This window comes from Virgibacillus sp. L01 (genome assembly GCF_052246775.1).
In the GTDB taxonomy this organism is placed as follows: domain Bacteria; phylum Bacillota; class Bacilli; order Bacillales; family Amphibacillaceae; genus Lentibacillus.
The window spans coordinates 58083-70969 of record NZ_JBQQCP010000014.1; the positions used below are offsets into that span (position 1 = coordinate 58083).

14 protein-coding genes are annotated in these 12887 nt (G+C 36.8%); 10 read left to right on the forward strand and 4 right to left on the reverse strand.

The window, feature by feature from the left end; all coding sequences use genetic code 11:
• Nucleotides 1-17: 17 nt before the first annotated feature.
• From ACTWQM_RS18980 to ACTWQM_RS19005, 6 genes are all read left to right on the forward strand, one after another.
• Nucleotides 18-560, forward strand: a complete 543-nt coding sequence (locus ACTWQM_RS18980; RefSeq protein WP_443259714.1) for a hypothetical protein — start codon at nucleotides 18-20, stop codon at nucleotides 558-560.
• Nucleotides 561-1760: 1200 nt separating this feature from the next.
• Nucleotides 1761-2435: a hypothetical protein gene (locus ACTWQM_RS18985; RefSeq protein ID WP_443259715.1), complete on the forward strand. Its 675-nt coding sequence runs from the start codon at nucleotides 1761-1763 to the stop codon at nucleotides 2433-2435.
• Nucleotides 2432-3655 (forward strand): efflux RND transporter periplasmic adaptor subunit, encoded by a 1224-nt coding sequence (locus ACTWQM_RS18990; protein WP_443259716.1) that lies wholly within the window; start codon nucleotides 2432-2434, stop codon nucleotides 3653-3655. The genes ACTWQM_RS18985 and ACTWQM_RS18990 overlap by 4 nt, the downstream gene beginning before the upstream one ends.
• 54 nt (nucleotides 3656-3709) lie before the next feature.
• The gene (locus ACTWQM_RS18995; protein ID WP_443259717.1) at nucleotides 3710-4168 is read left to right on the forward strand and encodes a DUF948 domain-containing protein; all 459 of its coding nucleotides are present in this window, start codon (nucleotides 3710-3712) and stop codon (nucleotides 4166-4168) included.
• A gap of 394 nt (nucleotides 4169-4562) precedes the next feature.
• Nucleotides 4563-4754: a hypothetical protein gene (locus ACTWQM_RS19000; RefSeq protein WP_443259718.1), complete on the forward strand. Its 192-nt coding sequence runs from the start codon at nucleotides 4563-4565 to the stop codon at nucleotides 4752-4754.
• A gap of 14 nt (nucleotides 4755-4768) precedes the next feature.
• On the forward strand, nucleotides 4769-5104 hold the full coding sequence (locus ACTWQM_RS19005; RefSeq protein WP_443259719.1) for a DUF948 domain-containing protein: 336 nt from the start codon (nucleotides 4769-4771) through the stop codon (nucleotides 5102-5104).
• Between the two features lie 224 nt (nucleotides 5105-5328).
• On the opposite strand, the gene ACTWQM_RS19010 is transcribed toward ACTWQM_RS19005, so the two are convergent.
• Together ACTWQM_RS19010 and ACTWQM_RS19015 are read right to left on the reverse strand one after the other, a co-directional pair.
• Entirely contained in the window at nucleotides 5329-6057 is a 729-nt protein-coding gene (locus ACTWQM_RS19010; RefSeq protein WP_443259720.1) for an MOSC domain-containing protein, read from the reverse strand.
• 967 nt (nucleotides 6058-7024) lie between these two features.
• Nucleotides 7025-7447: a DUF948 domain-containing protein gene (locus tag ACTWQM_RS19015; protein ID WP_443259721.1), complete on the reverse strand. Its 423-nt coding sequence runs from the start codon at nucleotides 7445-7447 to the stop codon at nucleotides 7025-7027.
• Between the two features lie 143 nt (nucleotides 7448-7590).
• Between ACTWQM_RS19015 and cwlD the strand changes: the two genes are divergently transcribed.
• Together cwlD and ACTWQM_RS19025 are read left to right on the forward strand one after the other, a co-directional pair.
• Nucleotides 7591-8307, forward strand: coding sequence for an N-acetylmuramoyl-L-alanine amidase CwlD (gene cwlD / locus ACTWQM_RS19020; protein WP_443259722.1), 717 nt, complete (start codon nucleotides 7591-7593; stop codon nucleotides 8305-8307).
• 129 nt (nucleotides 8308-8436) lie between these two features.
• Entirely contained in the window at nucleotides 8437-9495 is a 1059-nt protein-coding gene (locus tag ACTWQM_RS19025) for a P-loop NTPase (protein ID WP_443259723.1), read from the forward strand.
• Nucleotides 9496-9625: 130 nt separating this feature from the next.
• On the opposite strand, the gene gerD is transcribed toward ACTWQM_RS19025, so the two are convergent.
• Nucleotides 9626-10300 (reverse strand): spore germination lipoprotein GerD, encoded by a 675-nt coding sequence (gene gerD / locus ACTWQM_RS19030; RefSeq protein WP_443259724.1) that lies wholly within the window; start codon nucleotides 10298-10300, stop codon nucleotides 9626-9628.
• 132 nt (nucleotides 10301-10432) lie between these two features.
• On the opposite strand from gerD, the gene ACTWQM_RS19035 reads away from it, so the two are divergent.
• Nucleotides 10433-11071, forward strand: a complete 639-nt coding sequence (locus ACTWQM_RS19035; protein WP_443259725.1) for a KinB-signaling pathway activation protein — start codon at nucleotides 10433-10435, stop codon at nucleotides 11069-11071.
• Nucleotides 11072-11113: 42 nt separating this feature from the next.
• Here the strand turns inward: ACTWQM_RS19035 and pdaB are convergent, their stop codons facing one another.
• Nucleotides 11114-11872 carry a polysaccharide deacetylase family sporulation protein PdaB gene (gene pdaB / locus ACTWQM_RS19040; RefSeq protein WP_443259726.1) on the reverse strand — a complete coding sequence of 253 codons (759 nt, stop codon included), beginning with the start codon at nucleotides 11870-11872 and terminating at the stop codon, nucleotides 11114-11116.
• 291 nt (nucleotides 11873-12163) lie between these two features.
• On the opposite strand from pdaB, the gene ACTWQM_RS19045 reads away from it, so the two are divergent.
• Nucleotides 12164-12385, forward strand: coding sequence for a hypothetical protein (locus tag ACTWQM_RS19045; RefSeq protein ID WP_443259727.1), 222 nt, complete (start codon nucleotides 12164-12166; stop codon nucleotides 12383-12385).
• Nucleotides 12386-12887: the final 502 nt, after the last annotated feature.

Here is a 12887-nt window from a genome sequence, read left to right on the forward strand (position 1 = left end):
TAGAAAGGGTGTGCACTATGGATGATATTTTTATAAATTTAGTAACTATGTTATTAGTGATTGCTATTGCTATTCTTATATTCAAAGGGATATATCCTGTCCTCTTGAGTATTAAATCTAAAACATACCCAAAAGGTCGTCTTTTTCTTATAATATCGGTTCTTTTTATATTAAGTGTTGTGGGTTTTTTCCTAACTAATGTGTTTACAATTGACCCCGATGTTGTTTCAGGAAATGGGAACCCTGCGTTGTTAATCATAATACCCTTAGTGCCTGTGTTTATTATATTCAATCTATTTTTAGGTATCCACGTTTATACCCTGCTACGTACTAAGTTTAAATCCTATGTTTTTATGGCTTTATCAATTTTCTTTATTATTATTTTTACATGGGGGGAAATTGAACTTGCAGAAGATTTCTACACACAAATCAACGTTGCTGATCAGAGTTTTTTCCTTAATCAGTATACTAATACAGTCTATTTTAATCTATTCACATTTTTAATTGTTATATTTACAAGTATATTTATTTCAGCAATATGTTCACTTAAAAAGAGTTAAAAAGTGATTATTTAGATTAAGCAACAAAGATCTTAGGGAATTTGTTAACTTCCTAAATTGGAAACAAATAGATGGTGAAAAAATAAATATGTTGGCGAAAGATTTTATAAGAATGGAAACAAGCAACCCAGAAAGAAAACCAAAGATGCTATTCTAAAGTAGAACTTATATAATGAAAACGTTATACATCAAGCTATCGAATGGGCTTTATTGTTGCGAGTTTAATTTTTCTTTGGTTAGGAATTGCTTTGGTGAGTATCGGTATTATGAAAAGGGATAGATTGTTACATTAACTGGTGCAATTGTTGAATAGCGAAAGGCTACTTTATCGGTCAAGCACTGATAAAGTAGCCTTTTTATCTTCCAGATTACTTATCTTTGTAAATTCGCACTTCCTTGACGTCACTCTATTGGTAAATGCGTGGCAATCGCTGGTAAAAAACATGACAGAAGTGGTACATTTTAATGACAGTAATCATCAGCCTTCTCACGAGCAAAAAACGCTCGTTGCGGGGTCTTCAGACTGTTCCTTTTCCCATAGGAGTCTCGCATTTTTCCGCAGCTTAGAATAACTCAACGAACTCATAGACTTTATAACTACGCATTGATCAGAAAGCCTCAACTGGAAGAAGTATCTTGTATAGAGAATGAAGTTTCTCCATGGCTAAGAAGCAATGTCACAATAAGTATTAATTAATTTACAGGATAAAGTGAGCAAACCCAGCGGAGGAAATATACGTAGACTCCTGTGGGGACTGAGGCCAAGATGAGACTACGCAGCGACGTAGGAGCAAGAAGGCTCAGAGCCGCCCACGGAAAGCGAAGTGTATTTCCGCAGCGGTATAATAGCGCCCAATCTTTTTAAAAACTACTTTACAGTTTATATCTTATGTGTACAAAAACTATTATCAATGTTGTTTAGAAAACTTGGCATTCACCAAGCCTTAATGGCGAGTGCCTTAGTTGTACTTATGCAGTAAGAAAGGATTTAGTACTTTCTTAACTGCCAAGGCAACAGTTAAAAACGTTCTGAGATTATCAATATAGCTGTTTGAGCTTATTCTATAAATGCGAAAGCTGAGTTATAACAAATAGGGAATTATCCCTGCTTTCGAAACAAAGTATTAAAATAAGTAGGATATTTTAATAAATTACGTTAAAATAGATAGCACATGAAAAAATAAAAAAGGACGGTCGCACATGCTCTATCAAATTAACATTCTAAAGTTTCTATTTCCAATAGATGATCACTTATATCGTGTCCACAAGGCAGAAACGTTGAAAAATCTGTGGAAAATAGCTTCATTGCTCGTGTTGTTTAGTGCGGTCGTATACGCCTGGATGGCTATTTTAGGAATCGGGTCGGATATTATTTCAGGAAATGCAACAGCATTTAATCCGCTAGAATACGAGGAAAGTAAGTTCTGGTTTGTTCTAGGCAGGATAGGCTTTGCTGTACTGTTTGCTCTTCTGATTTTATTTGTGCCATCCTACATATTTTACATAATTACAGGTATACCTTATCGAAAACTATTAATCATGCAGGAAATTGTTCTTCTGGCTATGCTGATTGAACGAGTTATCTGGGTACCATTAGTTGTTTATTTAGGTCTGGATTGGTTTGTATCACCACTATCATTTGGGATCATTGCATCCTACTTTACGGATCTGCCGTGGGTTGTTTTCTTCTTCGGTGCCATTTCACTATTTCAACTATGGATCATTTGGTTTCAAGTCAGGTTTTTAAGTTATTTATCGACAATTAGAAAACGCTGGATATGGTTTAGTGTCATCTTTCTACATATTATCTACTGGGCTGTTGTTGCTGCGTTAGCTTTTATGGATATTCATATGATAAGTGGGTGGTTTGAATGAATCGTAGGAAGCTTACTTGGACATTAGTGATTCTGTTTATTGCAATTAATAGTTTACTTGTTTATTTAGACGATGAAGAAAAAATAGCACGCTCGTCTTATATTGAAGATTGGTCGGAAATAATTAAAATGGATATGTTTGAAAAAATTGAAACCTCAGGAGTATTAGCGACAACAAATGAGAAACGTGTATACTTTGATGAAGACAGAGGGAGCTTTCAGGAGTTTTTAATCAATGAAGGTACACAAGTAGATGTTGGTGATGGGTTGTTCACATATGAAGTAGAGGATTATTATGAAACAAAATCTTATCTTGATAATGAAAGAAGTAAACTTACTGATCAAATTAGTGCAATCGAGCAAGCAATAGATTCTATTTCCTTTTATCAAGTACCGGAAACCGATTTAACGGCTGAATATGAGGATGAAAACAGTAATCTTGATATTACGAGTAATTCTGTAACTGCTAATTATATGAAAGAACAATACCTGGCGGAAAAAGAAAAAGAACTTGATCAGAAGAATGCACAACTGCAAAGCATTCAGGCACAAATATCGGACCTTGAATCGACTGGGGATACCGTTACAGTGGAAAGCTCTTACCAAGGGCAGGTAACTGAGATATCCAAAACATTAAGTAATCCGGTTATTACCATTCGTGATATGCAGCTTCAAGCAGAGGGAGAATTTACGGAAGCGGAGCGGATGGAAGTAAAAAGGGACATGCCTGTTGAAGTGTCTATTAGGGAAAATGGAGCATTATTAAAAGGTAATCTGGGTGAAGTTAATGATACACCAAAAAAAGTGAACGTCCATGGAACAAGTATCTATCCGTTTGATGTCAGCTTTTCTGAGGACACTGAAATGGAAGGATTATTGCCAGGATTCCATGCAGGTTTAGCAATTACAACTAATAAATCGCTAGGTGCGACAGCCGTCCTGGAAAAGCAGGTTTTCAATCAAAATTTGTGGAAAATGACAACTGAAGGAACCATGCATAAGCAAATAGTTGAAACAGGGATTCACATGAATGATGCAGTTGAGGTAACAAAAGGTGCCAAACCTGGTGAATGGATAGCTGAAGAAGATCGCTCACAATTTCGAGAGGCAGCAACTTTTATTACGCCATTGAAACTGGGTAACATAAATTGGAAACGTTTAGGGAAATATGATAATGTGAATTGGGAAAAATACTTTGTTGTCGGGTTGTTATCAAGATAAGTTTCAGTGCAACCTGCTAGTGGTAAACCTTTTTTAAGGAGGGTACATATCCAAATGGAACTAGTCTATGTAGGAGTTTTATTATTTGCATTGGCATTTGCCTTAATAGTTATCTATATTTCCTTCGTATTAAAACGTGTATCAAGCACCATGGAAACACTGGGTAATACCTTAGGAGAAGTAGAAGAGAAACTCCATTATATCACGCCTGAAATAAGAAATACCTTACATGAAACTGAAAAGATGGTCGATGATTTTGGTGATAAGATCAAGGCAACTGACAGTGTATTTAAATCGCTGGAGAATGTTGGAACTTCTTTAAATTCATCTAGTGAAATGTTGGCTCAACAAGCAAATAAACTACCAGAATATACATCACCTCAATCAATGAATCGAATTGCGGAGTGTATCAGGTGGGGAGAAGTAGCATATCGGATAGCTAAGAAGTGGAAACATCGAAATGATAAGAACGAATTAATGGCTCAAGATGAAAACTTGCCAATAAAAAAATAAGGCTGTTTTAAAAAGGATTGTTGTAGTTGACAGAACATATAAACTGCGAACTAGTGAAAAATTTTCAGTCTTTCCTCTAGTTCTAAAGACGGTAGAGTGCTTAGATTCGTTCCGGCAGAATACTTCGCTTTCCATGGGCACGACCTCAGCCTCCTTGCCCCGGCAAGGGGTATGCCGACGTTGTCCGCAAAGGACGGTTTTAGTCGGCCTTCATTTAGTTACTTCTTCCGGGGTCTTCGGAACGTGCTGTTTCCATAGGAGTCTGCATATCCTGCCTACACTAATAGAGATTTCCTGATTAGAGAATGAAGTGTTCTTTATGGATAAGAATCACTGTCAAAAAACATTGATTAATTTACAGGATAAAGTGAGCAAAACCTAGCGTAGGAAATACATGGAGACTCCTGCGGGAAAGCAACAGCTGAAGATCCCACAGGAAGCGGTTTTTGCTTCCGAGGAAGCTGAAGCGTTGCCCGCGGAAAGCGAAATGTATTTCCGTAGCGAGGTCATAGCACTGCAATTATTTTTTCGCAGTACATTGCAGTTTATATCAATTGCGAAGATTAAAAAAAGTGTAAAAAAATGAGATGAGGGATAAGAATGACTTTAGTTGGAATAGGTGTATTATTAATAGGAATTGCTTTTTTAGTATTAGCTGTATATTTATCATGGACATTGAATAATTTAGCACACGTACTGCGTGGAGTTGAGAAGACAGTTGAGCATTTACCGAATCAGCTTAACGATATTTTTAAAGAAACTGGAAATCTTATCAATCATACAAACAGTACGCTTTCTGACGTTAATGAAAAGCTAAAAACGTTAAGTCCTTTATTTTATATTGTCGAGGATGTTGGTGAGATGTCGAGAAAGCTGACCACACCACTAGCAAACTTTGATATATCGAGGAAAAAGAAAACGGAAGAAAAGAATTAGTGGAAACTTTATATTATAACTAATCTTTTGTAGCTATTCTTTGTTTTGGTAGTGATATTTATGAAAACAAACTCTGTTACTGAAATGAGCTCTGTATCATAATATATGGACTGAAGATCTCAAACCAGCAGAGTAAGTAAACTTAATAGTTATACTAAACGATATACTCCCCATTTGGTCTCCTGATGGGGAGTAATTATTATGTCTAAATTGTTTAATAAAAATTAATCAAGTAGATGAACTTCATCATTCACATGAATATCACCTGTTTTTATCACAGACGCATATACGCCAAAATTGTTTTTTCGTTCTTTTATAACCGTTTTATGCAAACTTGAATCTCGCTCAGCATTATCAGGATTTACAGTAATAATCATACACCTTTTACAGTGTCCCACTAATTCAATTTCTACTTCACTTCCTATTTTAATTCGTTTACCAATCCATTCTTCTTCAATAAACGGTTTTTTTTCTTTTAATGAAATAAATAAATTAGGACGAAAACGTCGAAAGTCAACCTCGGCTTCTCCCCATATTTCTTGCAAATGATCTATTGAAGCGTCCGTTACAAGTTGAATATTTTCTACTGCAATTGGTCCAATAGGCACGTGTGAAGGGGGGTATTCAATTGTAGAAATTTTTCGGTTCGATTTGTTTTCCATTTCTTTAATTAATTCCTCATCTTCCCAGTCAAAAATCTCCCCTTCAGGTGTTATGACTTCTACTTTCGGATATTCCTCCAGCAATTCTTCTCCTGCATATCTTGCTTTATATCGAACCATTTCCGGAAAGTGTGTTATTGTTAAGAAATTTCCTTTTTTTGATTCATCTAAATAAGCATGGCCACGGTCTCCATATAAACCATAATCCATTATTTTAGATTTTTGAACACTTTCTCCGGAGAAAGATTTTACAGGATGACGAATAATTTCCTTCATATGTCCGATTAACATTTCATTCACTCCTATTTAATTTTTAACCCACTATAAGCTTAAAAGTGAACTTTTTAACTCGGTCTGTTATTAGTTTTAAAATAATCGTTCACAATCTTTGTAGTTATTTTAACATAGATATTCAAAAGTCAAGCGGCACTGGTTATTGTTCCAAATTACAAGATTACACCAAAAAATGAGACTGGGACAAAAGTGTTTTAGTCAAAATGAAATCCGAACTATGATTCGAAATTCTTGAGAAAGAATTCGAAGTAGTTCGGATTTATTTTGGTTGCTTATTCGATATAAACTGAGAAATAGTGAGCAATTTTCAGCCTTTTATCTAGTTCTTAAGATGGTATAGTGCTTAGATCCGTTCCGGCAGAATACTTCGCTTTCCATGGGCACGACCTCAGCCTCCTTGCCCCGGCAAGGGGTATGCCGACGTTGTCCGCAAAGGACGGTTTTAGTCGGCCTTCATTTAGTTGCTTCTTGCGGGGTCTTCGGAACGTGCTGTTTCCATAGGAGTCTGCGTATTCTGCCTACACTGATAAAGATTTCCTAGTTAGAGAATGGAGTGTTCTCTATGGATAAGAATCACTGTCAAAAAACATTGATTAATTTACAGGATAAAGTGAGCAAAACCTAGCGTAGGAAATACATGGAGGCTCCTGCGGGAACCGGCTAAAACCGGTCACGACCTGTGACCAACGCCGGCACTAGAGCGTCCTGCTCGTCGCAGCAACAGCTGAAGATCCCGCAGGAAGCGGTTTTTGCTTCGGAGGAAGCTGAAGCGTTGCCAGCGGAAAGAGAAATGTATTTCCGAAGCCGTGTCCAAGTACTCAGCTATTTTCCACTGTTACTTCGCAGTGTATATCAAATACGTAACATATCCTAAAAATGAACGTTCTAAATATCATATCCTGTTATTATTCTTCTTGAAAGTAGAAAATTTTAGTTATGTCCCAGCGTCATTTCACATCCGTTGTTATTGTTGGGGGTTCTTTCGCTGCAGTACATAATATCCTAGAGTTATTGCACCATATAGTCCTTCAAGGTTGTTTCGTTCAATAAATGTGCTACCTTCTTCGGTGTTTTCTTTCATTTCCTTTGTGATATCAACCATTGATGATGAAAGTTTATTTGTCGTTTCTCCAACATTTCCTATAATCGCAAATAACGGGCTCAATTCACTCATTTGGTTATTAAGTTGTTGTATTGTTTCCCTTCCGGTGCTGAGCGTATCTTTTGCTTCGGTAGTTATATCAGTAACCTGTTGTGGCAGGGCATCTGTTGTTGATTTCAAGCTTAAGAATACCCCTGATAATTTGTTTAGCGGCTTAATTAACATTATTACGAATACCATAAATGCAATTCCAATAATGAGTACGCCAATTCCAAGCCAATCCATGTGTTCGTCTCCTTCCGAAAATAAGTTCACTAATTTTTAATTACCACTGCTGTGTTTTGGCTAAACTTGCCATTATGTTTAATCATAATCGACAACCTTGTCCCATACAATAGTTGAAGTAGAATTAATAAGGAGCGAATGTTATGGGACGGTTTGGGAAGGTGTTTGCCTGGGGAGTAGGTTTTGTCATTTTGGCCTTTCTTATTCAATTTCCAATTCAAAAAACGGAAACCACTTGGAAAACATGGTCATTACCACTTTCAGGTAAAACAATAGTTATCGACCCAGGTCATGGTGGAGTAGATGGTGGAGCGGTTGGGAAGGACGAGACGCTGGAGAAAGATATTGCATTAGCTGTTGCCAAAAAGACACGGGACTTTTTGCAGCAATCAGGCGCTCTTGTTTACTTGACACGAGAAAAAGATAAGGATTTGGCAAAAGAAGACACAAAAGGTTTATCAAGGCGAAAAGCTGAAGATATACGTAAGCGCCTTAAGTTTATCCATGATAAGGAAGCTGATTTTTTTGTTACGCTTCATTTAAATGCATTACCATCCAATAGATGGAGTGGTGCGCAAACATTTTACTATTCAAAGTACGATAAGAGTAAGCATTTAGCTACAATGATTCAATCTGAAATCATTCGTAATTTGGAAAATACAACAAGGAAACCGCTGCCTATTAATGGTGTGTACCTCCTGAAATATGCTGAAGTACCTGGATCCCTGGTTGAGATTGGATTTCTGTCAAATAAGCATGAGCGCGAACATTTGAAGAAAGAATCTTATCAGCGAAAAATTGCCGGGAGTATTTATGAAGGAATTCTCCGGTACGTCACAGAAGAACCTGAAAAAGAGTAACATCTATACAAACATCCTATGATACATATCACTTAGATTTTACGTGATTTGTGTTATACTGGCGTTGTGTGCAAATAAGATGATATTATTTTGTATATATACGACTCTAGAAAAGGGATGGTGACTACCGTGTTAACAAAAGAAGAAGTAAAGGAACTACTTCACCCTGTTAAGGATCCATTTTTACATAGAACGCTCGAGGAAACAGACGGTATTAATGAAATCACTATAAAAGAAGAGAAAAAGCATGTCAGTGTGAAAATAGGAATTGGAAAAACGAACACTGGTGAGCAAATGCAGTTACAGCAGGAGATTGTTGGCATTCTGAAAAAGAATGGAGCGACAACTGTCGGTTTACGTTTTGAACAGTTACCTGATGAGACTATCGAAAAGTTCCAGCCTGCTGCTGAGGCAGAACAGGAAAAAACATTAATGGGCGGAGGGAAACAACCTAACTTTATCGCTGTTGCAAGTGGTAAGGGTGGTGTAGGTAAGTCTACCGTAACGGTTAACCTGGCCATGTCATTAATGCGACTAGGCAAAAAAGTTGGTATTATTGATGCAGATATATATGGATTTAGCGTTCCGGATATGATGGGTGTTGAAGAAAGACCTGCTGTTCGTGGCGAAAAAATAATCCCAGTTGAGCGGTTTGGCGTAAAGGTCATTTCGATGGGGTTCTTTGTAGAGGACAACTCTCCAATCATCTGGCGCGGCCCAATGCTTGGTAAAATGCTTAACAGCTTCTTTAAAGAAGTAGAGTGGGGCGATTTAGACTACTTGCTGCTTGATTTACCACCAGGAACCGGTGATATTGCAATGGATGTCCATGAATTGCTTCCGTCATGTAAAGAACTAATTGTTTCGACACCACATCCAACTGCAGCATTTGTGGCAGCGCGTGCTGGTCAAATGGCATTGAAAACAGATCATGAAATCTTAGGCGTTGTGGAGAACATGGCCTATTTTGAAAGTAAAAAAACTGGTGAGAAAGAATATGTATTTGGTAAAGGTGGCGGTAAAAAGCTTGCCGAGGTCTTACAAACGCAAGTACTTGGCCAATTACCTTTACAACAGCCATATGAAGAAGAGGATGAGTTTGCTCCATCTGTATATCAGCAGGATCATCCAATTGGAAAAGAATATCACAAGATTGCTTCAAAAATCGTAGCAAAAATAGAAGAATAAAAAATTAGAGGTGGCGTACGTCACCTCTTTTTTGGCAGATAAGAAAGTATAAATCCTTTCTTACTGCATAAATGCAACTAAGGCTTTCGCCATAAAGGCTTGGCGACAAGCCAAGTTTTCTAAACAATTATTAACTTGATCCACCACTGGAACCTCCGCCTGAACCTCCGGATCCGCCTCCAGAGCCACCGCCGGAACCTCCGCCTCCACCAGAGCCGCCGCTTCCACCGCCTGACTGTTGACCGCCTTCTTTTTTACTTTTCTCTTCTGCAGCCTTAAGCAGTATTTCCGTCATTTTAGCTTGGAAAAGTGGTGTTTGTAACGTTTGTTGAATAGTTTCTTCGAGATGTTTGCGGAATTCCTGACCTTTCATGACACTAAGCATTTGTTTGCTAATCTGAGGATTTTGCATGAGCTCAAGCATCTGTTTCTGGAACTCGGCATCGTTCATTAATTGTTTCATCAGTTTCTTTTGCTCTTCAGACATTGACTTTGCATAGCTTTTAACAAATTCCGGGTCTTCAAATAACTTTTTCCACATTTCTTTTCCTTTTTTAGAAACAAGTACCTCATTTATCGATTTTTTAACTACATCTGACTCAATTACAAGCTGTTGCTTTAATTTCTTATCAGCTAAAACTTCCTTAAGTGCTTTCTTTCCATCTTCTGTCTGTAATATATCAACCACCATTTTTTTCGTAGCGTCGTAATCAGCTTCTTTGCCGGAAGCTCCTCCGCCTCCGTTACATGCTGATATAAAAATGATGGGCAAAATTATCATTGAAGTTAAAATCATACGAAGCATTTATGATCCTCCTTCCTCTCATATTTAATATGAGTTATGAAACAAAAAAATATTCGCTTCATAGAGGAAAAAAGACATCGTTCATGATAAAATATCACTGGATGCTCAACATAGTTGTAGGAGGAAATAGGATTGAATAGTCGTAAGTGGGTAGGTTTATTTTTAAAAACATTATTAATCGGCGGGATTGTAGGGCTAATCACTAGTTTTTTTGTGAAGGCCTCATTATATACTGATTTTTTAAATCCATTTAATTTTATGGAGCTAACTGGGTTAATTATCTATTTCACAGGATTAGGTTTGTTATTTAGTATTATCAGTCAGACTGGCTTTTTTGTTTATTTATTCATTAACCAATTCGGCCTTAGCTTGTTTCGGACATTTTGGCCGACCGTTCAGGTATTGTTAATTGCATTTGTCGTATTTGATTTAGTTTATTTCCCATATAATGCAGTTGATGGTGATGTTTCGTTATTCTGGTTTATTCTAATAGCAGCAGGAATACTGGGTTACGGTTGGATTATAGCCAAAATAAAAGCACGCGAGACGAATCAGCGGGCTTTTATTCCGGCATTATTCCTAATGGTTGTTATGACGGCTATCGAATGGGTTCCAGGTCTGCGTACAAGCGGGACCGATTATGCATGGCTCATGATAATATCATTGCTTGCCTGTAATACATATCAGTTACTTGTATTGCACCGAATAACAAAAAATGCTTCAAAAGGGAAAGAAATAATTGACCCAAAGACAAGTTCAAATAAAGCATAAAGTTGATCACTTCCCTGATGTGTAAAAACACATCAGGGTTTTTTACTCTACAATTTTTGATTTTGAATGTGCCTGATTAACCAGTTCCGAAATAGTGACAAACGTAAAGCCCTTATTCATCAACCCAGGTAAGATTGTTTTTAACGAATCAGCTGTCTGCTTAACGGAGTCTGATGCATGCATTAATATGATATCGCCATTTGATGTCTGTTTCATAACGGTGTTCTCAATTTTCTTTGTACCTGGATTTTTCCAATCACTAGGGTTAACATTCCAATGTATTACGGTGAAACCTAATTGTTCGGCAAGTTCAATGATTTCTTTGTTAAATTTTCCGCTTGGGGGGCGTAGCATTTCTATATCTTTATAACCATTCTTCTTGAACACTTCCTTCGCATGCAGTAAATCTTTGCGTACTTGATCAATCTCCTGATCCAAATAACTCTCATAACGGTATCCAAGCATACCCAATTCGTGCTCTGCCTTAGTTATCTTTTCTAATATCTTAGGATGACGTTCTGCCCATTCCCCGCTTACGAAAAAGGTTGCCTGCACCTCTTTTTGTTCTAACTGTTTTAAAATAGCATGGACTTTTTCCTCACCCCAGCTGATATTAAAGGTTAATGCAATATTTGACTCATCCGCATTTCCTTTTGTCATTGCCACAGGCTCGTCCATTGAAAATACAGAAAGTTCCCCTTCACTTTCAAACCATAAAAATGTAGCGGTAAATAAAGCAAAGATTAATACAATTAGCCAGCGTTTCCATTTATTAAACCGTACAACGTAAAAATGATCCATCATATCATTCCTCTCAATTTCCTTATATTTAATTCTATGAATGGCAGTCTATAATATGAACAAGCTGTGGTTCTTTTAATGGGAAAGACAAAAATGTTGCGAAAAAGGGATGAAAATACATAAATATGGGGAATAGTAATTTTACAAAAGAAATTTATCAGGAATTCCTTTAATTATTATTGGCCTCAGAATATGTAACCGACAGATTTCGATAATAAGTACGAACAGTTGTAGCGATACATTAGCATGCGTACGTTTTTACTGATTAGTAAAGAAGGTTAGGTGAATGGAATGTTAGGTTTGTTAATTAATGACGTAGAACAGAAAGAAATGGAATATCTGCTGAAACGTGAGTTAGAAGAGTTATTGATGGATTTAGAGGATCACCGTATAGATAATATGGTTAAACGTGCAATGAGAGAAAGGTATAAAATCTTGTTTAATTTGTTTCGTCGTGTAGCAAATGAGCAGGAATGCATGAAATATATTCCTAAACGTACTGGGAATCAATAGCTTTATTTCTTTAAAAGGTGTAACTAAAAGGCTATATTCAATTTGCCTTGGCTTTCAAAGCATAAGGGGTTCTAAGAAAACAATATACGTTTTCAATAAGAACCCCTTTAACGATTAGCCAAGTAATTCTTATACTTTTTTTGGTTTTTCTATTGAACTTATCAACATATTATGCTATATTATTTTTTGTTGTCAGTTAAGAAAACAACAAATTTTGCAGAGAAAAAAAGTCATTTAAAAAAGTTATTGACATTCATCTGCAGCCATGATAAATTATATCTTGTCGCAAAAAAACGACAAACGGAAAAATTGATCTTTGAAAACTGAACAAAACAACCAGTATGTCAAGAAAACAGGTTAAAAGTTAAACTTTTTAACCCTGATTTCAATTTTTAAAGCTAAGACAACAATGATTGATTGGTGTCAATCATAATCAAACGAACTTTTATGGAGAGTTTGATCTTGGCTCAGGACGAACGCTGGCGGCGTGCCTAATACATGC

Bases quoted from the DNA above. Each gene is read 5' to 3' on its own strand.
- ACTWQM_RS18980 (WP_443259714.1), top strand. From the start codon at position 18: ATGGATGATATTTTTATAAATTTAGTAACTATGTTATTAGTGATTGCT.
- ACTWQM_RS18985 (WP_443259715.1), top strand. From the start codon at position 1,761: ATGCTCTATCAAATTAACATTCTAAAGTTTCTATTTCCAATAGATGAT.
- ACTWQM_RS18990 (WP_443259716.1), top strand. From the start codon at position 2,432: ATGAATCGTAGGAAGCTTACTTGGACATTAGTGATTCTGTTTATTGCA.
- ACTWQM_RS18995 (WP_443259717.1), top strand. From the start codon at position 3,710: ATGGAACTAGTCTATGTAGGAGTTTTATTATTTGCATTGGCATTTGCC.
- ACTWQM_RS19000 (WP_443259718.1), top strand. From the start codon at position 4,563: ATGGAGACTCCTGCGGGAAAGCAACAGCTGAAGATCCCACAGGAAGCG.
- ACTWQM_RS19005 (WP_443259719.1), top strand. From the start codon at position 4,769: ATGACTTTAGTTGGAATAGGTGTATTATTAATAGGAATTGCTTTTTTA.
- ACTWQM_RS19010 (WP_443259720.1), bottom strand. From the start codon at position 6,057: ATGTTAATCGGACATATGAAGGAAATTATTCGTCATCCTGTAAAATCT.
- ACTWQM_RS19015 (WP_443259721.1), bottom strand. From the start codon at position 7,447: ATGGATTGGCTTGGAATTGGCGTACTCATTATTGGAATTGCATTTATG.
- cwlD (WP_443259722.1), top strand. From the start codon at position 7,591: ATGGGACGGTTTGGGAAGGTGTTTGCCTGGGGAGTAGGTTTTGTCATT.
- gerD (WP_443259724.1), bottom strand. From the start codon at position 10,300: ATGCTTCGTATGATTTTAACTTCAATGATAATTTTGCCCATCATTTTT.
- pdaB (WP_443259726.1), bottom strand. From the start codon at position 11,872: ATGGATCATTTTTACGTTGTACGGTTTAATAAATGGAAACGCTGGCTA.
- ACTWQM_RS19045 (WP_443259727.1), top strand. From the start codon at position 12,164: ATGTTAGGTTTGTTAATTAATGACGTAGAACAGAAAGAAATGGAATAT.